21 protein-coding genes are annotated in these 24,078 nt (G+C 69.4%); 13 read left to right on the forward strand and 8 right to left on the reverse strand.

The window, feature by feature from the left end; translation table 11 throughout:
- Positions 1-9 precede the first annotated feature (9 nt).
- Together ACQE3C_RS05345 and ACQE3C_RS05350 are read right to left on the reverse strand one after the other, a co-directional pair.
- A complete protein-coding gene (locus ACQE3C_RS05345; protein WP_434538139.1) occupies positions 10-1,467 on the reverse strand; it encodes an MBL fold metallo-hydrolase RNA specificity domain-containing protein in 1,458 nt (485 codons plus the stop codon).
- 12 nt (positions 1,468-1,479) lie between these two features.
- The gene (locus ACQE3C_RS05350; protein ID WP_434538140.1) at positions 1,480-2,451 is read right to left on the reverse strand and encodes an ADP-ribosylglycohydrolase family protein; all 972 of its coding nucleotides are present in this window, start codon (positions 2,449-2,451) and stop codon (positions 1,480-1,482) included.
- A 26-nt stretch (positions 2,452-2,477) separates the two neighbouring features.
- Here ACQE3C_RS05350 and ACQE3C_RS05355 point away from each other — a divergent pair, with 26 nt between their 5' ends.
- Both ACQE3C_RS05355 and lepA read left to right on the forward strand, forming a co-directional pair.
- A complete protein-coding gene (locus ACQE3C_RS05355) occupies positions 2,478-4,235 on the forward strand; it encodes a chorismate-binding protein (protein ID WP_434538141.1) in 1,758 nt (585 codons plus the stop codon).
- A gap of 64 nt (positions 4,236-4,299) precedes the next feature.
- Complete coding sequence (lepA, locus tag ACQE3C_RS05360) at positions 4,300-6,159, forward strand: translation elongation factor 4 (RefSeq protein WP_434538142.1); 1,860 nt, start codon at positions 4,300-4,302, stop codon at positions 6,157-6,159.
- A gap of 25 nt (positions 6,160-6,184) precedes the next feature.
- On the opposite strand, the gene ACQE3C_RS05365 is transcribed toward lepA, so the two are convergent.
- The 4 genes from ACQE3C_RS05365 to ACQE3C_RS05380 form a co-directional block, all read right to left on the reverse strand.
- On the reverse strand, positions 6,185-7,000 hold the full coding sequence (locus ACQE3C_RS05365; RefSeq protein ID WP_434538143.1) for a helix-turn-helix domain-containing protein: 816 nt from the start codon (positions 6,998-7,000) through the stop codon (positions 6,185-6,187).
- A 288-nt stretch (positions 7,001-7,288) separates the two neighbouring features.
- Entirely contained in the window at positions 7,289-8,128 is an 840-nt protein-coding gene (locus ACQE3C_RS05370; protein WP_434538144.1) for a carbohydrate ABC transporter permease, read from the reverse strand.
- Complete coding sequence (locus ACQE3C_RS05375; protein ID WP_434538145.1) at positions 8,125-9,096, reverse strand: carbohydrate ABC transporter permease; 972 nt, start codon at positions 9,094-9,096, stop codon at positions 8,125-8,127. The genes ACQE3C_RS05370 and ACQE3C_RS05375 overlap by 4 nt, the downstream gene beginning before the upstream one ends.
- Entirely contained in the window at positions 9,096-10,379 is a 1,284-nt protein-coding gene (locus tag ACQE3C_RS05380; protein ID WP_434538146.1) for an ABC transporter substrate-binding protein, read from the reverse strand. Before ACQE3C_RS05380 ends, ACQE3C_RS05375 begins: the two co-directional genes overlap by 1 nt.
- Positions 10,380-10,497: 118 nt before the next feature.
- On the opposite strand from ACQE3C_RS05380, the gene hemW reads away from it, so the two are divergent.
- The 5 genes from hemW to ACQE3C_RS05405 all read left to right on the forward strand — a co-directional run bounded on the left by hemW (position 10,498) and on the right by ACQE3C_RS05405 (position 16,004).
- Positions 10,498-11,733 carry a radical SAM family heme chaperone HemW gene (gene hemW / locus ACQE3C_RS05385; RefSeq protein ID WP_434538147.1) on the forward strand — a complete coding sequence of 412 codons (1,236 nt, stop codon included), beginning with the start codon at positions 10,498-10,500 and terminating at the stop codon, positions 11,731-11,733.
- Positions 11,734-11,751: 18 nt separating this feature from the next.
- Positions 11,752-13,209 carry an NAD-dependent succinate-semialdehyde dehydrogenase gene (locus ACQE3C_RS05390; RefSeq protein ID WP_434538148.1) on the forward strand — a complete coding sequence of 486 codons (1,458 nt, stop codon included), beginning with the start codon at positions 11,752-11,754 and terminating at the stop codon, positions 13,207-13,209.
- Between the two features lie 84 nt (positions 13,210-13,293).
- Positions 13,294-14,142, forward strand: a complete 849-nt coding sequence (locus ACQE3C_RS05395; RefSeq protein WP_434538149.1) for a DUF3097 domain-containing protein — start codon at positions 13,294-13,296, stop codon at positions 14,140-14,142.
- 15 nt (positions 14,143-14,157) lie between these two features.
- On the forward strand, positions 14,158-15,150 hold the full coding sequence (locus ACQE3C_RS05400; RefSeq protein WP_434538150.1) for a hypothetical protein: 993 nt from the start codon (positions 14,158-14,160) through the stop codon (positions 15,148-15,150).
- A 74-nt stretch (positions 15,151-15,224) separates the two neighbouring features.
- Positions 15,225-16,004 carry an inositol monophosphatase family protein gene (locus ACQE3C_RS05405; protein ID WP_434538151.1) on the forward strand — a complete coding sequence of 260 codons (780 nt, stop codon included), beginning with the start codon at positions 15,225-15,227 and terminating at the stop codon, positions 16,002-16,004.
- Here the strand turns inward: ACQE3C_RS05405 and ACQE3C_RS05410 are convergent.
- Positions 15,994-16,884, reverse strand: coding sequence for an MBL fold metallo-hydrolase (locus ACQE3C_RS05410; RefSeq protein ID WP_434538152.1), 891 nt, complete (start codon positions 16,882-16,884; stop codon positions 15,994-15,996). The genes ACQE3C_RS05405 and ACQE3C_RS05410 overlap by 11 nt on opposite strands.
- Before the next feature lie 127 nt (positions 16,885-17,011).
- Between ACQE3C_RS05410 and hrcA the strand changes: the two genes are divergently transcribed.
- The 4 genes from hrcA to tgt are packed head-to-tail and all read left to right on the forward strand — an operon-like array spanning position 17,012 to position 21,234.
- Positions 17,012-18,028 carry a heat-inducible transcriptional repressor HrcA gene (gene hrcA / locus ACQE3C_RS05415; protein WP_434538153.1) on the forward strand — a complete coding sequence of 339 codons (1,017 nt, stop codon included), beginning with the start codon at positions 17,012-17,014 and terminating at the stop codon, positions 18,026-18,028.
- A gap of 10 nt (positions 18,029-18,038) precedes the next feature.
- Positions 18,039-19,226: a molecular chaperone DnaJ gene (gene dnaJ / locus ACQE3C_RS05420; protein ID WP_434538154.1), complete on the forward strand. Its 1,188-nt coding sequence runs from the start codon at positions 18,039-18,041 to the stop codon at positions 19,224-19,226.
- Positions 19,223-19,999, forward strand: coding sequence for a 16S rRNA (uracil(1498)-N(3))-methyltransferase (locus ACQE3C_RS05425; RefSeq protein ID WP_434538155.1), 777 nt, complete (start codon positions 19,223-19,225; stop codon positions 19,997-19,999). Before dnaJ ends, ACQE3C_RS05425 begins: the two co-directional genes overlap by 4 nt.
- Complete coding sequence (gene tgt, locus ACQE3C_RS05430; protein ID WP_434538156.1) at positions 19,996-21,234, forward strand: tRNA guanosine(34) transglycosylase Tgt; 1,239 nt, start codon at positions 19,996-19,998, stop codon at positions 21,232-21,234. The genes ACQE3C_RS05425 and tgt overlap by 4 nt, the downstream gene beginning before the upstream one ends.
- 6 nt (positions 21,235-21,240) lie before the next feature.
- On the opposite strand, the gene ACQE3C_RS05435 is transcribed toward tgt, so the two are convergent.
- Entirely contained in the window at positions 21,241-22,233 is a 993-nt protein-coding gene (locus ACQE3C_RS05435; RefSeq protein ID WP_434538157.1) for a helix-turn-helix transcriptional regulator, read from the reverse strand.
- Between the two features lie 121 nt (positions 22,234-22,354).
- On the opposite strand from ACQE3C_RS05435, the gene ACQE3C_RS05440 reads away from it, so the two are divergent.
- Complete coding sequence (locus ACQE3C_RS05440) at positions 22,355-22,540, forward strand: hypothetical protein (RefSeq protein WP_434538158.1); 186 nt, start codon at positions 22,355-22,357, stop codon at positions 22,538-22,540.
- Between the two features lie 189 nt (positions 22,541-22,729).
- Complete coding sequence (locus tag ACQE3C_RS05445; protein ID WP_434538159.1) at positions 22,730-24,076, forward strand: gluconate:H+ symporter; 1,347 nt, start codon at positions 22,730-22,732, stop codon at positions 24,074-24,076.
- Positions 24,077-24,078: the final 2 nt, after the last annotated feature.

Below are 24,078 nucleotides of genomic sequence, written 5' to 3' on the forward strand. Positions count from 1 at the left end.
GGGGGGTTGTCAGACGTGGTAGCTGGTGCCCGGCAGGTCCTCGGGGCCGGACAGGTCCAGGTCGTCCGGGTCGGGGGTGCCCGGGATGATCGAGATCACCTCGCCGTGGCGGGGCAGCACCGGCAGCCAACCCAGCTCGTCGTGGATGCGTTGCTGCAGGGCGGCCTGGGCGCTGCGTTCGCCGTGGACGAGGTAGACCGCTTCCGGGGCCAGGTCAGCATGGACGTCACGCAGCCAGTCGACCAGGTCGGAGGAGTCCCCGTGCACCGAGAACTCCCGGTCACGCACGACCTCGGCGCGCACAGGGATGTGCTTGCCGTGGATCTTCACGTGGCTGGCACCCTCCTCGAGGTCACGCCCGCGGGTGCCCTCGGCCTGGTAGCCGGTCAGCACGACGGCGTTGCGCTTGTCGGGCAGCAGCCGCTTCAGGTGGTGCAGCACCCGGCCGCCCTCGGCCATGCCCGAGCTGGAGATGATAATCGCCGGGCCGCGGTAGCTGTTGATCTTGCGGGACTCCTCACCGTTGCGGGTCTCCCGGATGCGGGGCATGCCGAGGAAGTCGGCCACCGACACGTCGTCGCGCAGTTCACCCAGGCTGGTGTCGCGGTACACGTCGAGCGCCGACAGTGCCATCGGGCCGTCGACGAAGACCGGCACGTCGGGAATGCGCCCGGCCCGGAACATCTCGCTCAACGCCATCAGCACGGTTTCGGTGCGGTCGATCGCGAAGGCCGGCACCACGACCTGCCCGCCGCGGGCCACGGTGCGGGTGATCACGTCGGCGAAGTCGGCGTGCGGCACCTCGGGTTCGGGGTGCTCCCGGTCACCGTAGGTCGATTCCATCAGGACGAACGGTGCCGCCGGGGGCACGTCGCGACCCTTGAGGATCGGGTGGTCGTGTCGTCCGAGGTCGCCGGACAGCAGCACGTGGGCCTCACCGTGGCGCACGTTCACCGACGCTGAGCCGAGGATGTGCCCGGCGCGGGTCCAGCGGGCGACCAGGCCCTCACCCAGGTCGACATCGACGTCGAAGTCGACCGCGCGGAACAGCGGCAGGGTGGCCTCGACGTCCTCGGAGGTGAACAGCGGCTGCGGGTCCTCGTGTTTGGAGTAGCCGCCGGCGCGGGCCTGCTCGGTCTCCATCTCCTGCAGGCGGCCGGCGTCGCGCAGCACGATCTCGGCCAGGCGGATCGAGCCGCGAGTGGCCCACACGGGCCCGCGGAAGCCGCGGCGCACCAGTGCGGGCAGGTAGGCGACGTGGTCGGTGTGGGCGTGGGTGAGGACGACGTCGCTGATGGTGGCGGGGTCCACGGGGAACTCCGCCCAGTTCAGGTCACGCCAGACCTTCTCACCCTGGAACATGCCGACGTCGAGCAGCACCCGGCGGCCGTCAAGGTTCAGCAGGTACTTCGAACCGGTCACGGTGCCCGAGGCACCCAGGAAGGTCAGTGTTGCGGTCTGTGCCATGGCACCACCGTCTCACTCGAACAGGTTCTCGGGCTGGGATTGGCGATGTCTGGTGGCTTCGGCCCGGCCGTCGTCGAGCAGCCTCAGCGCCAGCGCCTCGATCCGGTCGCCGAAGGTGAGCTGTTCCCGCCAGTGCGCCGGGATGCCCGAGGCACCCCAGCGGGCTCCGGCCAACTGGCCGGCGATGGCGGCGGTGGTGTCGGCGTCATCGCCCAGGTTCGCCGCCCGAAGCACGGCCGCCCGGAAGTCGTCGGCCCCGGCGACGGCCCAGATCGCCGCCTCGAGGGCGTCGATGCAGAACCCCGTCCCGCGGATCTGTGGGGGCTGTTTGCCGACCCAGGAGCCGCGGGTGACCGCCTCCACCTGGGGGTGCAGGTCGCCGAACTGCCAGAACTGGGGGTCGAAGACCTCACCAGGGGTCCGCCCGGCGACCAGCGCGGCGGTCATCGCCCCCAACACCCGGCAGGTGTCGACCGGACGATCGGCGGCGTGGGTCGGCAGGCTCGATTCGGCCGAACGTTCGGCGGCCACCCGCGGGTCGGCGTGCCAGCGGATCGGCACCGGTGCCAACCGCATCAGGGACCCGTTGGCGGCGGCCTCCTGGTCGACGTGGGGGTCGACCACCTCACCGGTGCGCTGGAAACGGTTCAGCTGGTGGCTGGTGGCGTTGCCGATGTCGAAGCAGTGCCTGGTCGAGGACCAGTGGCCCTCGTCGCGCCAGCGCAGGTAGCGCTGCAGCTGGTCGGCGAGGTCCATACCGCCGCACTCGACCAGTGATTCGGCCAGGCACAGGGCCATGGAGGTGTCGTCGGTCCACTGCCCGGGCTCGAGGTTGAAGGGGCCGCCGCCGACCAGGTCGGTCAGTGGCGCGAAACTGCCCGGGGGTTTGAACTCCAGCGTGGTGCCCACCGCATCACCGGCGGCCAGCCCGAGCAGCGCACCGGCGGCGCGATCCTGCAGCGGTTCCGGGGTGTTCGTGGTCATCGCCCCAGCCTGACACAATCGCCCTCATGACCACCACGGCCCGCTTCGACGACCTGCGCCCGCAGCGTCGCCGCTGCTTCCGGCTGCAGGGGCTGGTCGCCGAGCTGCGCGCCCACACCCCGGACGAGGTGCCTGGGGTGCTGGCCCGAGCCGAGGCCGAGGTCGCCGCCGGCCGCTGGGTCGCCGGCTGGGTCAGCTACGAGGCGGCCCCCGCCTTCGACGACTCGTTCACCGTGCGTGACGTGGCCGGCACCCCCTTCGAAGACCTGCCGTTGGCCTTCTTCGCCGTCTTCGAACGCCGCGAACGTGCCGAACCGCCCAGCGGCGACGTGGTCCCGGGCCGGTGGCGGCCCACCATCGATGCGGCTCGGCACGCCCGGGATGTGGCCGACATTCGCGAACGGATCGCCCGCGGCGAGACCTACCAGGTCAACCACACCTTCCGGATGGCCGCCGACTTCGACGCGGACCCCGCCGACCTGTACGGCCGCATCGCCCACGCCCAGCGGGGCGGCTTCGGGGCCTTCATCGACACCGGACGATGGGCCGTGGTCTCGGCCTCGCCCGAGCTGTTCCTGGACCGGTCCGGTGACCGGCTGGAGTGTCGTCCGATGAAGGGGACTGCCCGCCGCGGCGTCGATGCCGCCGCCGACGAGGCGGCGCGCGCCGGGCTGCTGGCCTCGGCCAAGGACCGCGCCGAGAACTTGATGATCGTCGACATGGTCCGCAACGACCTGGCCAGGGTGGCGGTTCCCGGCACCGTCGCGGTGCACGACCTGTTCGCGGCCGAACGCTACGACACCGTCTGGCAGCTCACCTCCGGAGTCGGCGCCCGCACCAGGCCGGGCATCGGATTGGTCGACGTGTTCACCGCACTGTTCCCGTGCGCGTCGATCACCGGGGCGCCGAGGTCGTCGACGATGGGGATCATCGCCGAGCTGGAGACCACTCCCCGGGGTGTCTACTGCGGGGCGATCGGTTTCGGGGGGCCTGGGCCTTGCGGGCCGCGGTGGACGTTCAATGTCGGCATCCGCACGGTGCTGGTCGACCGGGAGCGGGGCACGGCCTGGTACGGGACCGGGGGAGGGGTCACCCATGATTCGACCGCCGCCGGTGAGTTCGCCGAGGCGGTGCTGAAGGCGGAGGTGCTCAGCCGGGCGCCGGCCCGGTTCAGCCTGCTCGAGACGATGCACTGGTCCCCGGACGAGGGGCTGCGGCGGTGGTCGCGCCACCGCGACCGGGCCAGGGCCAGCGCTGCCTACTTCGACATTGACTGGGACCAGGACAGGATCGAGGGCGCCCTCGCGGCGGCAGTGGTCGAAAGGGATCGGCCTGCGCGGCTACGGCTGCAGGTCGACCAGCAGGGCGTGCCAAGCGTCGAGGTCGCCGACCTGCCCCCGGCGGACGCCGGCCCCGTGCGGGTGGTGGTCGACAGCGAGGCGACACCCGGCAGCGACCCTTTCGTCCGGCACAAGACCACGCAGCGGGCGCGGTACGAGGCGGCGGCAGCCCGTCACCCGCAGGCCGACGATGTGGTGCTGGTCAACGAACGCGGCGAGGTCACCGAGACCACCATCGCGAACCTCGCCGCGCGGTTCGGGGACCGGTGGGTGACCCCGCCGGTGGAATCGGGGTGCCTGCCGGGGACGACGCGGGCCGAGCTGCTCGCCGGCGGGGTGCTGGTCGAGGGGCAGTTGTGGCCCGAGGACCTGCGGCGGGCTGACGAGTTGGCCCGGTTCAACGCGGTGCGGGGCTGGCAGCGTGTCGTCCTCGGCGGGACGTGAGAGAATGGCGCGTCAGGCGCACATCCGCTGCCGCCCACCGACCGACTTCGACTGGATCCACTGAATGCCCGCTGCTGTCAATGGTTCACCCGCTCCCGGTTCGACCGCTCCCGAGGTCATCCGGAACTTCTGCATCATCGCCCACATCGACCACGGCAAGTCGACCCTGGCCGACCGGATGCTGCAGTTGACCGAGGTTGTCGACGCCCGCGCGGCGAGGGCGCAGTACCTCGACCGGATGGACATCGAACGCGAGCGCGGGATCACCATCAAGTCCCAGGCCGTGCGGATGCCCTGGCAGGTCGACGGGACGACCCATGTGCTGAACATGATCGACACGCCCGGCCACGTCGACTTCACCTACGAGGTGTCGCGGTCGCTGGCGGCCTGCGAAGGTGCGGTACTGCTGGTGGATGCGGCCCAGGGCATCGAGGCGCAGACCCTGGCGAACCTGTACCTGGCGATCGAGGCGGACCTGCACATCATCCCGGTGCTGAACAAGATTGACCTGCCCAGCGCCAACCCCGAGAAGTACGCGGCTGAGCTGGCCGGGATCATCGGCTGTGACCCCAGTGAGGTGCTGCGGGTCAGCGCCAAGACCGGTGAGGGTGTCGCTGAGCTGCTGGACGAGATCGTGGCGCAGGTGCCGGCGCCGGTGGGGGACAAGAGTGCGCCCGCGCGGGCGATGATTTTCGACTCGGTCTACGACACCTACCGCGGGGTGGTCACCTACGTGCGGGTGGTGGACGGGGAACTCAGCCACCGGGAACGCATCCAGATGATGTCGACGAAGGCGGCCCACGAGGTGCTCGAGGTGGGGGTGATTTCACCGGAGCCCCGCAAGGAGGACGCGATCGGCGTCGGCGAGGTGGGCTACTTGATCACCGGCGTGAAGGATGTGCGTCAGTCGCGGGTGGGTGACACGGTGACGTCGCTGGCGAGGCCGGCGCAGGAGAGCCTGGGTGGCTACAAGGACCCGAACCCGATGGTCTTCGCGGGCCTGTACCCGATCGACGGGGACGAGTTCACCGAGTTGCGTGAGGCGTTGGAGAAGCTGCAGCTCAATGACGCGGCGCTGACCTATGAGCCGGAGACCTCGACCGCGCTGGGCTTCGGCTTCCGGATCGGGTTCCTGGGGCTGCTGCACATGGAGATCACCCGTGAGCGGCTGGAGTCGGAGTTCAACCTGGACCTGATTTCGACCGCACCGAACGTGGTGTACCGGGTCGTCATGGAGGACGGCAAGGAGCACATCGTCACCAACCCGTCGGAGTACCCGGAGGGGAAGATCGACCAGGTCTTCGAGCCGATGGTCAAGGCGACGATCCTGGCGCCGAGTGAGTACATCGGGGTCATCCTGGAGTTGTGCCAGAACCGTCGTGGGGTGCAGCTGGGGCTGGACTACCTGTCGGAGGACCGCGTCGAGATCCGGTACCGGCTGCCGCTGGCCGAGATCGTGTTCGACTTCTTCGATGCGCTGAAGTCGAAGACGAAGGGTTATGCGTCGCTGGACTACGACGAGGACGGCGAGGAGGCGGCCGACCTGGTGAAGGTGGACATCCTGCTGCACGGTGACCCGGTGGACGCATTCAGTTCGATCGTGCACCGCGACAAGGCGTACTCGTACGGGGTGGCCATGGCAGGCAAGTTGAAGGAACTGATTCCCCGCCAGCAGTTCGAGGTGCCGATCCAGGCGGCGATCGGGTCACGGGTGATCGCCCGCGAGACCATCCGCGCCATGCGCAAGGACGTGCTGGCCAAGTGCTACGGCGGTGACATCAGCCGCAAGCGCAAGCTGCTCGAGAAGCAGAAGGAGGGGAAGAAGCGCATGAAGATGGTCGGTCGCGTGGAGGTGCCCCAGGAGGCGTTTGTGGCGGCGCTGCAGACCGGTGAGGGCGGCAAGGAGAAGGACAAGAAGGTCTGAGGGGCCCTCACCGGCCCTCGGCTCCTCACCCGCCGCCGGGATGGTGCCCTGGGGCGTCGAGGGCGGGTTCGCACTGGCACGGGCAGGCGGTGGTGCAGCCGGGTGAGTTGAGGCAGTCGATGTCGCAGGTGCAGTGCTCGGGTTCAGGTTCTGGGCCCGGCGGGGGGTTCAGGTCGCGGTGGCGTTGCAGGGCTGCCTGGTGGGCGGCTCGCTGGGCTTCCAGATGGGCGGCGCGGCGGTGCTGGACCAGGGCCCACCAGTGGGCGTGGTCACGCGGGGTGGGGATGTCGCGGCAGTGCCTGGTCAGACCGCCCGCCTGGGTGTGGAACGGGACGCACCCGGGTGCCTCCTCGAGCGGGGTGTGGGCGTGGCGGTCGCGCTGGTAGTCACGCCATGGGCGTCGTGGGGTGTGGATGGTCTGGCGGACCCAACCCCACGACAGGCCGGGGTCGTGCGCAGGTGGGCGCCAGGCGATGTCCTGGGCGAGGACCACGTCGAGGTGGACCGGGACGCGTCGGCCGCCGCGGTCACGCACGGTGTCACGGGGAACAGGTGGGACGGGCTGGTCCTCGTGGTCGACCAGGAGGAGCCGATAGCCGGCCAGTTCGGTGATGGTGGCCAGCGCGGCGGCGGTGGGGACGCGTTCGCCGGTCTCCCACCGGGCCACGGTGGTGGGGGACACGCCGAGCAGGGCCGCGAGGTCGCGCTGGGACAGGTCTGCGGTGCGGCGGCAGCGCAGGATGATCCCGATCACGTCGAACCCTGCCGGTTCCTCCGAATGGGCCGGTTCCGGCTCGGCGCCGCGTGGTGGGCCGTAGCCCCCGAATCCCTTCCACATCATTGCCCCCTGTGGTCCTCGCCGATCAGACCTGTCCTGGCCGGGTGAGACCTGTGCTGGTCGAATCAGTCCTGTCCGCTGGCTCGAGCCTCACATGGGGCACTGACAAAACCTGTCCCGACGAGCTCCCTGAGGGCCCAGAGGGAGCATGCGTGGGGTCACTCGGCACTGCTGACAAGGAGGCAGCAGTGCCGAGCGAGCTTGCGAGCGCCCCGGCCGGGGCTCGGGTGGCGGCCGGGGCAGGGCCCTGTGTGGTGTCTCCCCCCGGGGGCTGGTGGGCAGCGGCTGGCCCTACTTGATGCCGGAGGTTTCGACGCCCTGCACGAGGTAGCGCTGCAGCACCAGGAAGACGACCACCACTGGCACGATCGCGACCAGGCCGCCGGCGAACAGTTCCGGGTAGCGCACACCCTGGCTGGTCATGAACCGGCTCAGAGCCAACTGCACGGTCGTCGTGCTGCCGCGAGTGACCAGGAGCGGCCACAGGAACGCGTTCCAGGCGCCGATGAAGGTGATCGCGCCGACGGCCCCGATGATGCCGCTGCAGTTGGGCACCACCACCTTCCAGAACGTGGTGAAGGGGTTGGCGCCGTCGATGAGGGCCGCCTCTTCCAGTTCGGCGGGGAAGTTCACGAACGCGGTGTGGAACATGAACGTCGCGAAGGCAGAGAACATGATCGGGATGATCAGCCCGCGGTAGGTGTCGATCCACCCGAAGTTGGCCGTCATCACGAACATCGGCAGGAACACCACCGCCATCGGCACCATCAACGTCAGCACCGTCAGCACCATGAACAACTTCCCGACCCAGTTCTTGAGCCGTGCCAGCGCATAACCGGCCAGCAGCGAGATCACCACCGTCGCCAACGTCTGCAGCACCGCCGTCACCGCCGAGTTCACCAACGCACCCGCAAGGTCGAGGTTCTGGTCGGCGAACATCCGGCTGATCACCGAGAAGTCCCACTCCTGAGGAATCCACTGCCACTGGGCCGCGATGATGCTCTGGTTCGTGCTGAACGCGTTGCGCACGATCACGTAGAACGGCAGCAGGAAGAACAGCGCCAACACCACCAGCACCACGTAGCGCACCACATTGACGACCTTGGAACGACGCCCACCGACCATGCTCATGACTGCTTGGCCTCCCTGCGATCCGCCCGCCCGAGCAGCCAGTTCTGCGCCAGCCCGAACAGCACGATGATGCTGGTGATGATGACCGTCGCCGCACCACCCAGGCCGAGGTCCTGCTGCCCACCACCGAGACTGATCAAGTACATGTGCACCAGCGGCGGCCGGGCATAGGGTGGGTAACTGCCGATGCTCCCGAACAGGTTGTAGAACTCGTCGAACGCCTGGAAGGCCCCGATCAACAGCAGCATCAGCACCGCGATGGTCGTCGGGCGCAACTGCGGCAACGTGATGTAGCGCAACCTCCGCCACCCGGTGGCGCCGTCGATCGCGGCCGCCTCGTAGGTGTCGGTGGGAATCCGGTTCAACCCCGCAATCAGCAGGATCATGTAGAACCCGACCTGCAGCCACAACCGCAGGGAGATCACCACCGGCCAGTACCAGTAGTTCGTCCCGCCCAACCAGTTGACGTTCTCCCCACCCAGGTCACGCAGGATCGAGTTGGCCAACCCAAACCTGGCCCCGTTGAAGAAACTCAACCGCCACACCATCGCAGCGATCACGTACGACACCGCGGTCGGGATGAAGAACACCGACCGGAAGAATGCCTGCCCCCACCGGGCCCCCTGCAACAGCAGCGCCAGCCCCAGCGAACACACATAGGTCAACGGCACGATGAAGATCGCGAACACCACGAACACCAGCAACGAACTGACGAACAGGTCACTGGCGAACAGGTAGCGGTAGTTGTCCAACCCGACGAAGTTCGTCGGGTTGATCGTGTTGCGGGCATCGAAGAACGATAGGTAGACGCTCCACGCGATGGGGATGTAGACGAACACCACCAGGCCCACCAGGAATGGCGCGAAGAACGCCATGTACCACAGGTTGCGGCCCTGAAAACCGCGGAAGGCCCGCCACCGCGACAACTGTCGGGTGGCGGGCTCCACGGGAGTGGTCCCCGGGGGCATCAGCCCTTGACGCGCTGCAGCTCAGTGGCGGCCAGCTCACCGACACTCGTGAACTCGGCCGCCGGGTCGGCGTCCCGCTTGATCACGTTGGTGACCGCGGCGCTGTAGGCCTGGCCCAGCGGGCCGGTCCACATGATGTCGTTGGTGAACCCGTTCTCGGCGACGAACTTGGCCGCATCGGCACCGGGGCCTTCCGCCAGCTTCGAGGCCCGCGACACCAGCGCCGTCTTGGCGGGAATGTGGGTACCGAAGGCATCGGCGAACTCGACCTGCTTGTCCTCCTGGTCGATCCACAGCCACTTCACGAACTCCTTGGCAGCATCCACGTTCGCCCCCTTGGCCGCGACGCAGGCACCGAACGCACCGAACGGCACAGCCACTCGTCCGCTGCCGCCGATGGCGGGGAAGGCGACCACACCGAAGTCATCACCGTGAGCAGCCTGGATGTCAGGCATCGACCACAGCCCACCCCACTGCATCGCGGTCTCGCCGTTGACGAAGGCGGCACCGTCGTACCACTCGGCCGAGGCCGACTGCAGCAGGCCCTTGGTCTTGGAGAAGTCACGGTAGGCGACCAGCGCGTCGTAGAACGAGGTCTCGGTGAAGGTCGCCTTGGTGCGCTCCTCGTCGAACTGCTCGAGCCCGGCAGCCCAGATGAACATGGTGCCCAGCACACCGACTCCACCGTCGTTGCCGGCGAAGAACCCGCCCATGTCGTCGGTGGCGACCGCATTGGCGGCATCGGCCAGCTCGGCGAAGGTCTGCGGGGGCTGCACCCCGGCCGCCTCCAGCACCGACTTGCGGTAGTACAGCAGCTGCATGTCGATGACCTGCGGGATCGCGAAGTACTTGTCCTCGAACTTGAACCGCTTCATCACCGCCGGCGCAAACTCGGCCTCGACCGGGGCCACGATGTCGGTCAGGTCGGCAACCTGCCCCTGCTGGATCATGTCCAGGCTGGCGCCCTGCTCGGACTCGAAGACATCGGGGAAGTCATTGGTCAACAGCGCCGCGCCGAGCTTCTGGGCGTAGTCGCCGGGGTTCCACACGGCGGTGACCTGCGCGTTGGGGTACTCGGCGGCGTACTTCTCCACCGCCTCCTTCACACCGGCCTCGCCGTACTCGTGGTACCACTGGGTGAGCGCGACATTGCCCCCGCCGCCGGTGGATTGCGGCGCGGACGACGAGCTGAGGCCCCCATCGTTGGAACCACAGGCAGCCAGGGTCGCTGCAGCGGCGAGCCCGCTGGCGGCAGCAAAGAGGTGACGACGATTCAGATTCATGCTGGGGATACTAGAAACTTGTCGCTGCAAGTACTACGGCACCCCCTGCGTTGAGACCGAATCGAGTCCAAACTTCGCCGTCGGCATAATCCGAGCCCGAACGGTAGGCTCGCTGCCCATGGCATCCCAGCAACCCGACGGTGAGGACGTCCCCGCCGACGGCCCGCTGCCGCCCGAGCTCACCGTCGAGGACACCACCACCCTCAGCGCCTACCTCCACGTGCCGTTCTGCACCACCCGCTGCGGCTACTGCGACTTCAACACCTACACCGCAGGTGAGCTCGGCGACGCCACCGGCATGGACGGCTGGCTCCAGGGCATGCACGCCGAGATCGACGCCGCCATCGCCGCGCTGACCCCCCAGCGCCCCGTGACCCCCCAGCGCCGGCTGACCACCGTCTTCTTCGGCGGCGGCACGCCCTCCCTGGTGCCGGCCACCGACCTGGCCGGCCTGCTCGCCCACCTGCGCGACGGGTTCGGCCTGGTCGACGACGCCGAGGTCACCACCGAGGCCAACCCCGAGTCGGTCACCGAGGAATGGCTCGACGGGCTGCTCGCCGCCGGGTTCACCCGCCTGAGCCTCGGCATGCAGTCGGCCGTGCCCCACGTCCTGGCCCTGCTCGACCGCACCCACACCCCCGGCCGGGCCCTCGAGGTGGTCGCCATGGCCCGCCGCGCGGGGTTCAGCGACATCAGCCTCGACCTGATCATGGGCACCCCCGGTGAATCACTCGACGACTTCTCCACCAGCCTGGACGCGGTGCTGTCGGCCGAGGTCGACCACGTCAGCGCCTACTCCCTGATCGTCGAGGAGGGCACCCGCTTCGCCGCTAGGGTCAAGCGCGGCGAGATCCCCATGCCCAGCGAGGACGACCACGCCGACAAGTACCTGCTCGCCGAACAGGTGCTCGCCGCCGCCGGCTACCAGAATTACGAGGTCAGCAACTGGGCCCGTCCCCGCGACCACCGCCTGCACCGCAGTGAGCACAACCTCGCCTACTGGCGCTCCCAGGACTGGTGGGGCTTCGGACCCGGCGCCCACTCCCACGTCAACGGGGTGCGCTGGTGGAACCACAAGCACCCAGCCAAGTACACCCGCGCCCTGGCCGAGGGGCGTCCGGCGGCGGTGGGCCGCGAGCGACTCACCCCCGAACAACGCCACGAGGAACGCGTCCTGCTCGAACTGCGCATCGCCGACGGCCTGCCGCTGGCAGCCCTCACCCCGGACGAACGCTCCCGGCTCCAGCGGTGGGTCAGCTCAGGGCACGCCGAACTCGTCGACGACCACGTCCGGCTGACCCTGCCCGGCCGGCTGCTCGCCGACGGCATCGTCCTCGACCTGCTCGTGGGGTAGCCCGGTAGGCTCGCCGACATGAGCGCCGTCAACGTTGCCCAGGTCCTGGCCGCCGTCCCGTTCGGGCAGTTCATCGGCGGGCAGTGGGTCACCACCGACCAGACCTTCGAGGTCATCAACCCCGCCACCGGACAACCCCTGGCCAGCGTCAGCGACGCCGGCGCCGACCACGCCCGGGCCGCCATGGACGCCGCCTGCGCCGCCGCTGAGGACTGGGCCGCCACCGACCCCCGCGACCGCGCCGAACTGCTGCGCCGCAGCTTCGAACTGGTCACCGCCCGCAAGGACACCTTCGCCGCCCTGATGAGCCTCGAGATGGGCAAGCCCCTGGCAGAGGGCCTCGGCGAGGTCACCTACGGCGCGGAGTTCCTGCGCTGGTTCGCCGAGGAGGCCTGCCGCATCGAGGGCCGTTGGAGCAGCGCCCCGAGCGGCGGCAACCGCATCCTCACCCTCAAGCAGCCGGTCGGCCCCGTCTACGCCATCACCCCGTGGAACTTCCCGCTGGCCATGGGCACCCGCAAGATTGGCCCCGCCCTGGCGGCTGGCTGCACCATGGTGATCAAGCCCGCCTCGGCCACCCCGCTGACGATGCTCTACCTGATGGCGACCCTGGCTGAGGCCGGGCTGCCCGCCGGGGTGGTGAACTGCGTGGTCAGCTCCCTCTCCCGGGAGGTCTCCGCACCGATCCTGGCCGACCCACGGCTGCGCAAGCTCACCTTCACCGGCTCCACCGAGGTCGGCCGTTCCCTGCTCGAACAGGCCTCCGACCACGTGCTGCGCACCTCCATGGAACTGGGCGGCAACGCCCCCTTCCTGGTGCTCGCTGACGCCGACGTCGACGCCGCCGTGAAGGGCGCCATGGTCGCCAAGTTCCGCAACAACGGTGAGGCCTGCACCGCCGCCAACCGGTTCTACGTCCACCGCGACGTGGTCGCCGAGTTCACCGAGAAACTGGTCGCCGCCACCCGCGCGCTGGTCGTCGGCCCCGGAATCGAGGACGGCACCACCCTGGGCCCGCTGGTCGACCAGGCCACCCTCGACAAGGTCGCCGAACTCACCGCCGACGCCGTAGAACGCGGCGCGAAGGTGTTGACCGGGGGAGCGCAACTCGATCGTCCGGGCTACTTCTTCGAACCCACCGTGCTCGGTGGGGTGCCTCGCGACGCCCGGCTGCTGCGCGAGGAGATCTTCGGCCCCGTCGCCGGCATCGTGGAGGTCGCCGACGACGACGAGGCCATCCGGCTGGCCAATGACACCGAGTTCGGGCTGATGGCCTACGTCTACTCCCGCGACATCGGACGAGCCATCCGCGCGGTCGAACGGCTCGAGTCCGGCATGGTCGGCTTGAACACCGGGCTGGTCTCCAACCCCGCCGCCCCCTTCGGGGGCGTCAAGCAGTCCGGACTCGGCCGGGAGGGCAGCCACGAGGGCCTCGAGGAGTACCTGGAGACCAAGTACGTCGGCATCACCCTGTGACCCCCATGACCGGGCCGGCACGGCCGGGTGACCCCGGCCCGGTCACCACCACCGGACGACCACCACCGGGTAACCTCTGCTGACGTGAATCGATACTCCGGTGACGTCCTCAAGCCCGGCTGGCGCAAGGACGCCCGACCGACCGCCACCGACGTCCCCCTCGAGAAAGGGCTGGTCGTCGAGGACCCCAGCTCCGGTTTCGTCGGGGCCGTCATCGGCTGGGAGAACGGCATCGTCATCCTGGAGGACCGCCGCGGCGCCAAGCGTTCCTTCCCCGTCGGCCCCGGCTTCTGGGTCGAGGGCAAGCCGGTGAACCTGCGGGTCCCCTTGCGCCAGGGGAAGGCGAAACCGACCTACACCGCGTCGGGGTCCCGCGCCGATGTGACCCCCACCCGGCCGAAGGTCGCCCTGCCCTCACGCCTGTACGTCGAGGGCCGCCACGACGCCGAACTGGTCGAGAAGGTCTGGGGGGACGACCTGCGCCACGTCGGGGTGGTCGTCGAATTCATGGGCGGCATCGACGAACTGCCCGCCATCGTCGCCGATTTCAACCCCGCCCCCGGGCGCCGGCTCGGGGTGCTGGTCGACCACCTGGTGCCCGGCTCGAAGGAGTCCCGCATCGCCGCCCAGGTCGCCCGGGCCGGCTACAAGGACCTGGTGATGGTCACCGGCCACGACTACATCGACATCTGGCACGCGGTGAAACCCGAACAGATCGGGCTGAAGAAGTGGCCCGAGGTGCCCCGGGACGTCGACTTCAAAAGGGGCACCCTGGCCGCGCTGAAGCAGCCGCACCAGACCCAGGCCGACGTCGCCCACTTCTGGCGGGCACTGCTGGGCCGGGTCACCAGTTACCGTGACCTGGACGCCCGGTTGGTCACCGAGGTCGAGAAGCTGATCGACTTCGTCACCGCCGACCACCCGATGGACTGAAGGGGAAACACGCGCGTGGCTGACACCCCGACGATGCCGCCGCTGCGCATGATCGCCGACGAGCTCTACTCCCTCGACCCCGGCGAATTCGTCACGCGCCGCGACGCGTGGGCCAAGCAGGCCCGCGCCCTCAAACAGTCCGAGCTTGCCCAGCAGGTCAAGGCGCTGCGCCGGCCCACCGTCGCGGCCAGCCACCTCAACCGCGCCGTCCGCGCCCCGCTGGAACCCCTGCTCGACTTCCTCGACCTGGGTGAACCGATGCGGCAGGCCCAGGCCGCACTCAGCGTCACCGAACTGGCCACCTTCGGGGCGCAGCGCCGCGCCCTGGAGGACCAGGTCATCAAGGACCTGGTCGCGCTGCTCAACTCCCTGGGCGTTCACCCCAGCCCCACGAGCCTGGACGAGGTGCGCCAGACCCTCACCGCGGCACTGGCCGACCCCGAGGCTGAGCGCGTCGTCCGCTCGGGGTGCCTGGCCCGACCACTCAGCTACGCCGGCTTCGGCCCGGTCGACCTCGACCAGGCGCTGGCCGCCGACCCGGCCGCGGCCGCTCCCAGGGACCGCTCCCACCTCAGCGTCGTGCCCGACCCGACCGACCACCCGACCCCGACGGACGAACCCGACCCCGAACAGGCCCGGGAACACGCCAGGGAGCGCGCCGAACAAGCCCTGGCCCGGGCCCAGCAGGACCACCAGCACGCCGAACGCGCCCACGACCGGGCCACCCGGTCCCAAGAACGAGCCCTGCAGGCCCAGGCCCGGGCGCAGACCTCCCGCGAGGAGGCGGTGCTGCGCCGCGACCAGGCCCGGGCCGACCTGGAGGCGGCCCGGCAGGCCCTGGCCAGGGCCGAGGACCACCTGCAGCAGGCCGACGAGAAACTCACCGGCGCCGACGACCGGCTCGCGGCCGCCGACCAGGAACTGGACGACACCGCCCACCAGCTGGCCGCGAGTGCCGACCGGCTCGCCGAGGCGCGCAGCAGTCGAGATCTGGACTCCGGTTCGTGACCTGACCAGCGCTACTGGTTGACTTCACCCCAGAGACCCGGCCGACTCCGAGGCCTTGCACACAGGGGAGAGCAATGGACACCGAAGCAGTGATGGACATGATCAAGCAGGTTGCCGACGACGTGATCAACCCACGCTTCCGTGCGCTGGCCGACGACGAGATCATCGAGAAGGACGGCCCCGCAGACCTGGTCACCGTCGCCGACCGCGAGGCGGAAGAAGCGATCACCGCCCACCTGCTGGCCGCCTACCCCGACTGCGTGGTCATCGGCGAGGAGGCCACCTTCGAGAACCCGCGGCTGCTCGACCGCGTCGGCACCGCCGAACACGCCTTCCTGGTCGACCCGATCGACGGCACCAAGAACTTCACCGAGGGCAAGGTCGAACACGCCGTCATGGTCGCCGAACTCAAGCACGGGGTCACCACCCGATCCTGGATCCACCAGCCGGCGCTGGGCCACGACTACATCGCCGAACTCGGGGCCGGCGCCTTCCTCGACGGGCAGAAGCTGACCAAGCGGCGGCCGGTCACCGGCACCCCGCAGGGGCGCACCAGCCGCCAGCGGCTGCTGGACACCGACACCGGCGGTGAACTGCAGTTCCACCTGAGCAAGTGGTGCTGCGGGGTCGACTACCCAGACATCGCCAACGGCTCCAACGACTTCCTGCTCTACGTCAACAACAAGCCCTGGGACCACGCCCCCGGCGCCCTGCTGGTCGCCGAGGCCGGCGGGGGAGTGTTCAGCTGGACCGGCAGCCCCTACCAGGCCGGCAGCACCGAGAAGGGCCTGCTGGCCGTAGGCCACCCCGAACTGGTGCCCACCATCAAGCGGCTGCTCGACCTCAGGGTGTGATCAGCGGCAGCTTCGTCCGGGGCACCTGGCCGTGGCCGGCCAGTTCGGCGTAGAGCAGCGGCAGCGCCGCCTTGACGGTGTCGGGGCTGAAGTACCACTCCCATTCCGAGGCGCCCGGGTGCGGGCTGCCGCCGGGCAGGGTCGGGGTGTCGATCGCCTCGAGTGCCTGCTCCAGCCGCACCCCACGGTTGACCAGCGCCTCGGCCGACCCGTACAGGGTGGAGATGTGGGCCCGCTGCTCGAAGACCTGCAGGTGGGTGGCCACCGGCCCGTGGCCGGGGACGAAGACGCTGGTCTCGTCGGCGCCACCGAGGATGCCGTCCAGGGCCATCGGCCACTTCTCGATGGTCGACTCCGGGCCGACCTGCGGGTCACCGGAGGTCTCGAGCAGGTCACCGGTGAACCACACCCTGCGGGCCGGCACCTGCACCAGCACATCACCCTGGGTGTGGGCGGGCCCGAAGTGCAGCAGCTCGACCCGCAGGCCACCCAGGTCGAGGGCGTGCACCAGCGAGAACGGCCTGGTCGGCGCCACCAGCCCGGCGGGGGTCCCCGGCTGGGAACGGGCCTCCTCGAGGTCGGCCAGCAACTGCTCGTGACCGTAGGACTCGGCCCCGGGAATGCCGCCCAGCCCGTGGAAGTGGTCCCAGTGGCCGTGGGTGATCACCACCCGGTCGACCGGGCGCCCCACCAGGTCACGGGCCGACTCGGCGATCGCCCGGCCGTGGTCGGGGCTGGAGCCGGCATCGACGAGCAGCACGTGCTCGGAGCCGACGACCAGGCCGATGTTCACCCCGGCAGGTTCGCAGGCCATCACCCAGATGTCGTCTGCCACCGGCTGCCAGGTACTGGTCGTCCACTGCACGTCACGAGAGTCCACGCCCCCAGCCTGCCACGAAACGAGCACCCCACGAATCGGAGTAGACTGGCACTCGTTTGCCCGGAGTGCCAACAATGGCGGCCCGGGAGGAGCTGGTGGCCGGGACCGGTCAAGGAGGTGCGTGGGGATGGACGACCGCAAGCTGGACGTGCTGCGAGCCATCGTCACCGACTACGTCTCCAGCCGTGAGCCGGTCGGGTCGAAGGCCCTGGTCGAACGCCACAACCTGAGCGTCTCGGCGGCCACCGTCCGCAACGACATGGCCGTCCTCGAGGACGAGGGCTACATCACCCAACCCCACACCAGCGCCGGACGAATCCCCACTGACAAGGGCTATCGCCTGTTCGTGGACCGCCTCGGGGCGGTCAAGCCGCTGTCGGCGGCCGAGAAGCGGGCGGTGACCACCTTCATGAGCGGCGCGGTCGACCTCGACGACATCGTCTCGCGGACGGTACGGCTGCTGGCCCAGCTCACCCGCCAGGTCGCGATCGTCCAGTACCCCAGCACCGACGCCGCGGTGGTCCGCCACGTCGAACTGGTCTCGCTGACCGTCGACCGGGCCCTGGTGGTGCTGATCACCTCCACCGGGCGGGTCGAGCAGCGGGTGCTCGACCTGCCGACCCACACCGAGGACCAACTGGCGGCATTGCGCCAACGGCTGAACGTGGCGGTCGCCGACCAGCTGCCGACGGTGGCCGCCGACCGGCTGAACACCGTCATCGAGGAGACCCCGAACGCCGACCGGGTGCACACCAGCACCGTGGTGGCGACCCTGCTCGAAATGTTGGCCACCGACCCCAGCGCCCGGATCGTGGTGGCCGGTGTGCCGAACCTGACCCGGTTCGCCGAGAACTTCGAGACGGCCGTCCAACCGGTGCTGGAAGCGCTGGAGGAGCAGGTCGTCCTGCTGCGGCTGCTCGGCGAGACCCGGGTGGACACCGACGACGTGACCGTCCGGATCGGGCAGGAGAACCCCTACGAGGGCCTGCAGTCGACCTCGCTGGTGGCCAGCCCGTATGGTGAGCCGGGCCACACCTCGGCGAGCCTGGGCGTGATGGGCCCCACCCGGATGGACTACCCCACGACCATTGCTTCGGTGCGTGCGGTGGCACGCTACCTGGGCCGTTTCCTGGCGGAAGGATGACACCACTCAGATGAGCCGTGACTACTACGAGGTGCTCGGGGTTCCCCGCGATGCGACCCCCGAACAGATCAAGAAGGCCTACCGCAAGATGGCCATGAAGGTGCACCCCGACGTCGCCAGCGACGCTGACTCGGCCGAGAAGTTCAAGGAGGTGCAGGAGGCCTACGAGGTCCTGCACGACGAGCACAAGCGGGCAATTTATGACCGCGGTGGCGACCCCAACGGGCGCGGCGGTGGCGCTGGCTTCCAAGACTTCGGTGGTTTCGGTGGTGGGTTCACCAGCGGCGCCGGTGGGTTCGACTTCACCAACCTGGTCGATGCCATGTTCGGTGCCCAGGCCCAGCGCGGGCCGCGCTCGCGGACCCGCCGCGGGCAGGATGCGCTGGTGCGCCAGAGCTTGACCCTGGCCGAGGCCGCTTTCGGGGTCACCAAGCCGCTGACCATCGACACCGCCGTGGTCTGCCCCAAGTGCACCGGGTCGGGCGCCGAGGAGGGCTCGGAGCCGGTCACCTGCGCCACCTGCCACGGCCGCGGAGACGTCACCTCGGTGCAGCGTTCCTTCCTGGGTGACATCCGCACCTCGCAGCCCTGCCCCCAGTGCCGCGGCTACGGCTCCGTGATCCCGCAGCCCTGCGGTGAGTGCTCCGGTGAGGGCCGGGTGCGCCACAAGCGCCAGATCAGCGTGAAGATCCCGGCCGGGGTCAGCACCGGCAACCGCATCCACCTGGAGTCCCAGGGTGAGGTCGGCCCCGGCGGTGGTCCGGCCGGCGACCTGTACGTCGAGCTGGTCGTGGCCAACCACGACGTGTTCACCCGCGACGGTGACAACCTCGAACTGGCGCTGCGCATCCCGATGACCGCTGCCGCGCTGGGCACCAGGATCCCGGTGACCACCCTGGAAGCCGAACGCGACGACTCCGACCCGGCCGACCGCCAGGTCAACGTCGAGGTGCCGGCCGGCACCCAGTCCGGCACCCGCATCGCCATCCCCAACCGTGGCGTGCCCCGGCTGCGCGGCGGCGGACGAGGCGAGCTGGGCATCACCTTCGTCGTCCAGACCCCCACCAAGCTGGACGACCAGCAGCGTGACCTGCTGCGCCAGCTGGCCGAGGTCCGCGACGAGACCAGCATCAGCTCCGAGCCCGACAAGGGCCACAAGGGTGTCTTCGGGCGCATCAAGGAAGCCTTCGGCGGATGACCGACGCGCTCTACCTCGGCGAGCCCGACCAGGTCGCCCGGGCCGGGGTGGGCGACAGCTTCACCCTGTCCGGGGACGAGGGCCGCCACGCGGTGGCCGTCAAGCGCACCCGGGTGGGGGAGTCGATTCTGGTGAGCGACGGCCAGGGCCGCATGCTGCGGGTGCAGGTCGAGGCCGTCGACCAGAAGACCCTGACCGGGCAGGTGATGGGCATCGACCAGCTGCCCGAGCCGCGCTGGGTCTGGCGCGTCGTCCAGGCCCTGGCCAAGGGTGAGCGCGGCGACCTGTCGGTCGAGATCCTGACCGAGGTCGGCGTGCACCAGCTCAGCGCCTGGCAGTCGCGGCGCAGCATCGTCAAGTGGGACGCCAAGGCCGACAAGGGACTCGCCAAATGGCAGGCCACCGCGCGGGAGGCCGCCAAGCAGTCCCGGCGCGCCTGGGTGCCGCAGGTGCACCCCGAGGTGATCACGCTCAGGAACCTGCTCGCGCACCTGCGTGCGGTCGGCGGGCTGGTGCTGGTCGCCCATGAGGAGGCGACCACCCCGATCGCCGAGGTGAGGCTGCCCGCGGAAGGCCCGGTGACCGTGCTGGTCGGCCCCGAGGGCGGCATCAGCCCCGAGGAACTCACCGAACTGGAAGCCGCCGGCGCCACGCCGGTGCTGATCAGTGAGCACGTGCTGCGGGCCTCCACCGCCGGCGCGGTGGCGCTGGTGCAACTGCAACTGCTCGCCGCCCAGCAGCACGGCGGTGCCACGAGCGGGGCGACGTCATGACCGCCACGGACTTCGGGTTCACCCCCGGTGCGGTGCTCGACAACGGGTTGGGCCGCACCGGGGTGATCCACACCCCGCACGGTGAGATCGCCACCCCCGCCTTCGTGGCGGTCGGCACCAAGGCCACGGTCAAAGCCGTCGTCCCCGAAGCGGTCGCCGACCTGGGGGCCCAGGCGGTGCTGGCCAACGCCTACCACCTCTACCTGCAGCCCGGCGCCGACATCGTCGATGCCGCCGGCGGGCTCGGCCGGTTCATGAACTGGCCCGGGCCGACGTTCACCGATTCGGGGGGCTTCCAGGTGATGAGCCTGGGGGCGGGCTTCAAGAAGGTGCTGGCGATGGGCACCGACCGGGTCACCGACGACCAGGTCATCGCCGAGGGCAAGGAACGCCTGGCCCACGTCGACGACGACGGGGTCACTTTCAAGAGCCACCTCGACGGGTCGAAGCACCGCTTCACCCCGGAGGTCTCGATGCAGGTGCAGCACCAGTTGGGCGCCGACATCATGTTCGCCTTCGACGAGCTGACCACCCTGATGAACACCCGCGCCTACCAGGAGGAGTCGCTCGAACGCACCCGGCTGTGGGCGATCCGCTGCCTGGCCGAGCACCGCCGCCTCACCGAGGAACGCGCAGACAAGCCGTACCAGGCGCTGTTCGGGGTGCTGCAGGGCGCCCAGTACGAAGACCTCCGGCGCCGGGCCGCCCGCGACCTCGGTGCCATGGAGGTCGACGGGCAACGCTTCGACGGCTTCGGGATCGGCGGTGCGCTCGAGAAGGAGAACCTGGGCACCATCGTCGGCTGGGTCGCCGAGGAACTGCCCTTCGACAAGCCACGACACCTGCTCGGCATCAGCGAACCGGACGACTTCTTCGCTGCCTGCGCCGCCGGCGCCGACACCTTCGACTGCGTCAACCCCTCCCGGGTGGCCCGCAACGCGGCGATCTACACCGCCGACGGGCGCTACAACGTGAACACCGCCGCGTCGCGGCGGGCCTTCGTGCCGTTGGAGGAGGGCTGCGACTGCTACACCTGCACGCACTACACCCGCGCCTACCTGCACCACCTGTTCAAGGCCAAGGAGATGCTCTCGGCGACCCTGGCCACCATCCACAACGAACGGTTCACGGTGCGGCTGGTCGACAACATTCGGGCGGCGATGGCCGCCGGTGATTTCGAGGCCTACCGCGAGGAGTTCATGGGCCGGTTCTACGGCCCCGGCCAGTACAGCTAGCGGGCGTCAACTCGGATCGGGCCCGCTTGGCGGGTCCAGCGGGTGCAGGGATGCCGCCAGCCGGGTGACCAGCTGGGCCATCGCCGCCTGCAGTTCCGGGCCCTCGTCGATGCTGAAGTCGTGCGGGATCTCGGCCAACCACTCGGCGGCGAAGGCGTCCGGGGTGCTGGTGCTGCCGACCAGAACGCAGCGCCCGGGGTGGTCGGGGTGGGGGCTGAGCCGGCCCATGGACGGCCCGATCCAGTGCTTCACCTGCTCCAGCGGCGCATCGAAGGTGACCTGGAACGGGTAGCGCCACCCCATCGCCAGGTTCTTCTCGAACTCGGCGACCGGGTCCAGCCCCTCGGGCACCTCCGCGGTCACCCCGGTGTCGACCACCTCACTGATCCGGTCGATGCGGTAGGTGCGCACCGCCTTGACCCGGTGCGAATGGCACAGCAGGTACCACTTGCCGAACCGGACCACCACCGCCCACGGGTCGACGCGTTCTCGCCAGTGCCTGTGTTCGGTGGTGTAGTCCAGCTCGAGCTGGGTGTGGCCGGCCACCGCAGCGATGACGGCGGTGATGACCTCCGGGTCGGTGTCGACCCGCTGGTGGCTCGACGAGGTCCGGGCGTGCTGGATCATCAGCGCCGCCGGGTGACCGACCCGTTCGGGCAACGCGCCGACCAACTTGCCCAGGGCCTGCTCGACCGGCTCCGACAGGCCACCACCGGTGTGCGTCCCGTCCAGCGCGGCCATCACCAGGCCCAGCGCCTCGGTGGCGCTGAACAGCAGCGGGGGCAGCCGCAGCCCCCTGCCCAGCCGGTAGCCGCCGCAGGGTCCCCGCTCCGACTCGATCGGCACCCCGATGTCGCGCAGGGTGGTGATGCTGCGCCGCGCGGCCCGCTCCGAGACGCCCAGGCGCTCACCGATCTGGGCGGCCGTGGCACCCGGACGGTTCTGCAGCACCTCCAGCGCCAGCAGCGCGCGGGCAGTGGGTCCGGAGTCGGGGAACATTGCCCCATCGTGTCACCAATTCTGACCAGATGTCGTCCGGAACCACTCCTAGGGTGGAGTCAACACCACGACGAGAGGCACTCCGATGACAACGATGGCGACCCGGGCCCACCCGGTCCGAGTGGGCACACTCCAGGCCACCCGGCGCGCGGCAGTGGTGCCGCACAGCCGGCCCAGCCGCTGGACCAGCCTGCGGCGCTGGTTCGCGCGCATCCAGTGGGACCAGGTGGCACAGCACCGCGACGCCGACACCCGCGCCCTGCGCCACGAGGCCGAGCAGCGCCGACTGTTCGGTTCGCTGCGCTGACAGGGTCACTGCAGGCAGGGTCAAGGCACGAAGGGTGACCCGTCACACAATGCGTGACGAGAATCACAGTGAAATCACAATGAACATTCTCAACTATGTTGAGAAATCACTTCCATGGGGGTAACTGAATTCAGCTCTGGGCGCAGTCCTAGCATCTCGAACCAAACAGATACCTTCGAGAGGCCACTCATGAGTACTCCTGCGTTGGTTGCCACGCTGATCGGTGCGATTGCGCTGATCATCGTGCTCATCATCAAGTTCAAGCTGCACGCCTCGCTGGCGTTGATCATTGCCGCCTTCGTCACCGCCCTGGTGGCGCGGGTGCCCCTGGGTGAGATCACCGATGTGCTCGAGGATGGCGTCGGCGGTACACTCGGGTTCCTCACCCTGATCATCGGGTTCGGGGCCATCCTCGGCAAGCTGCTGGAGGTCTCCGGTGGTGCCGAACGACTGGCCTCCACGATGTTGAATGCCCTGGGCACGAAACGGGCCACTTTGGCCATGTCGATCCTGGGCTTCATCACCGGTATCCCGGTCTTCGTCGAGGTCGGGTTCGTCCTGCTGGTGCCACTGGTGTTCGTGGTGGCCAAGGAGGCCGGCATTTCACGGATCAAGGTGGGCATTCCGCTGGCCGTGTCGCTGATGATCGTGCACTGCATCCTGCCGCCCCACCCGGCGGCCACAGCCATCGCCGGCACCCTGGGTGCTGACATCGGCACGGTCATCATCGCCGGCATCCTGGTCGGCCTGCCCGCCGCCCTGATCGCCGGCCCGCTGTACGCCCACTTCGCCATCAAGGACGACGTGGTCGGCGAGGCAGCCCCGGCCGAGGAGGCCGTCGAGGCCAAGGCCGAGACCACCGACCGGGAACTGCCCGGCTTCGGGATCACGCTGCTGACCGTGCTGATGCCGCTGCTGCTGATGGTCACCCGCACCATCGCCCTGGAGTTCGTCTCCGAGGAGTCGCTGGCCGGTCGGATCATCTCGCTGGTCGGCAGCCCGATCACCGCGCTACTGCTGTCGGTGCTGTTCGCCTACTTCTCGCTCGGCTTCAGCCGGGGCATGAACCGCGACGAGGTGCTCAAGCTGACCGAGTCCAGCTTCGCGCCGATCGCCGGCATCCTGCTGATCATCGGTGCCGGTGGCGCCTTCAACGCAGTGCTCACCGCCAGCGGCATCGCCCCGGCCCTGGCCACCGCGCTGTCGGGCCTGGCCATCAGCCCCGTCATCCTGGCCTGGCTGATCGCGCTGGTGCTGCACTTCGCCGTCGGCTCGGCCACGGTCGCCATGATCAGCGCCGCGGGCATCGTGTTGCCGATGCTGGCCCTCAACCCCGACATCGCCCCGGCCACCATGGCGATCGCCATCGGCGCCGGTGCCATCGGCCTGACCCACGTCACCGACTCGCTGTTCTGGATGGTGAAGGAATACCTGCACATGTCGGTGCCGCAAGCCCTGAAGACGCTCACCGTCGCCACCACCATTGCCTCGGTGGTGGGCCTGGGTGGCGCCATGGTCGTCAACCTCGTCCTGTAAGG

The sequence above is a fragment of the Aestuariimicrobium sp. Y1814 genome, assembly GCF_050113895.1.
Lineage (GTDB): Bacteria > Actinomycetota > Actinomycetes > Propionibacteriales > Propionibacteriaceae > Aestuariimicrobium.

Excerpts from the sequence above, each read along its gene's own strand:
- ACQE3C_RS05345 (WP_434538139.1), bottom strand. The coding sequence starts at position 1,467 with ATGGCACAGACCGCAACACTGACCTTCCTGGGTGCCTCGGGCACCGTG.
- ACQE3C_RS05350 (WP_434538140.1), bottom strand. The coding sequence starts at position 2,451 with ATGACCACGAACACCCCGGAACCGCTGCAGGATCGCGCCGCCGGTGCG.
- ACQE3C_RS05355 (WP_434538141.1), top strand. The coding sequence starts at position 2,478 with ATGACCACCACGGCCCGCTTCGACGACCTGCGCCCGCAGCGTCGCCGC.
- lepA (WP_434538142.1), top strand. The coding sequence starts at position 4,300 with ATGCCCGCTGCTGTCAATGGTTCACCCGCTCCCGGTTCGACCGCTCCC.
- ACQE3C_RS05365 (WP_434538143.1), bottom strand. The coding sequence starts at position 7,000 with ATGATGTGGAAGGGATTCGGGGGCTACGGCCCACCACGCGGCGCCGAG.
- ACQE3C_RS05370 (WP_434538144.1), bottom strand. The coding sequence starts at position 8,128 with ATGAGCATGGTCGGTGGGCGTCGTTCCAAGGTCGTCAATGTGGTGCGC.
- ACQE3C_RS05375 (WP_434538145.1), bottom strand. The coding sequence starts at position 9,096 with ATGCCCCCGGGGACCACTCCCGTGGAGCCCGCCACCCGACAGTTGTCG.
- ACQE3C_RS05380 (WP_434538146.1), bottom strand. The coding sequence starts at position 10,379 with ATGAATCTGAATCGTCGTCACCTCTTTGCTGCCGCCAGCGGGCTCGCC.
- hemW (WP_434538147.1), top strand. The coding sequence starts at position 10,498 with ATGGCATCCCAGCAACCCGACGGTGAGGACGTCCCCGCCGACGGCCCG.
- ACQE3C_RS05390 (WP_434538148.1), top strand. The coding sequence starts at position 11,752 with ATGAGCGCCGTCAACGTTGCCCAGGTCCTGGCCGCCGTCCCGTTCGGG.
- ACQE3C_RS05405 (WP_434538151.1), top strand. The coding sequence starts at position 15,225 with ATGGACACCGAAGCAGTGATGGACATGATCAAGCAGGTTGCCGACGAC.
- hrcA (WP_434538153.1), top strand. The coding sequence starts at position 17,012 with ATGGACGACCGCAAGCTGGACGTGCTGCGAGCCATCGTCACCGACTAC.
- dnaJ (WP_434538154.1), top strand. The coding sequence starts at position 18,039 with ATGAGCCGTGACTACTACGAGGTGCTCGGGGTTCCCCGCGATGCGACC.
- ACQE3C_RS05425 (WP_434538155.1), top strand. The coding sequence starts at position 19,223 with ATGACCGACGCGCTCTACCTCGGCGAGCCCGACCAGGTCGCCCGGGCC.
- tgt (WP_434538156.1), top strand. The coding sequence starts at position 19,996 with ATGACCGCCACGGACTTCGGGTTCACCCCCGGTGCGGTGCTCGACAAC.
- ACQE3C_RS05435 (WP_434538157.1), bottom strand. The coding sequence starts at position 22,233 with ATGTTCCCCGACTCCGGACCCACTGCCCGCGCGCTGCTGGCGCTGGAG.
- ACQE3C_RS05445 (WP_434538159.1), top strand. The coding sequence starts at position 22,730 with ATGAGTACTCCTGCGTTGGTTGCCACGCTGATCGGTGCGATTGCGCTG.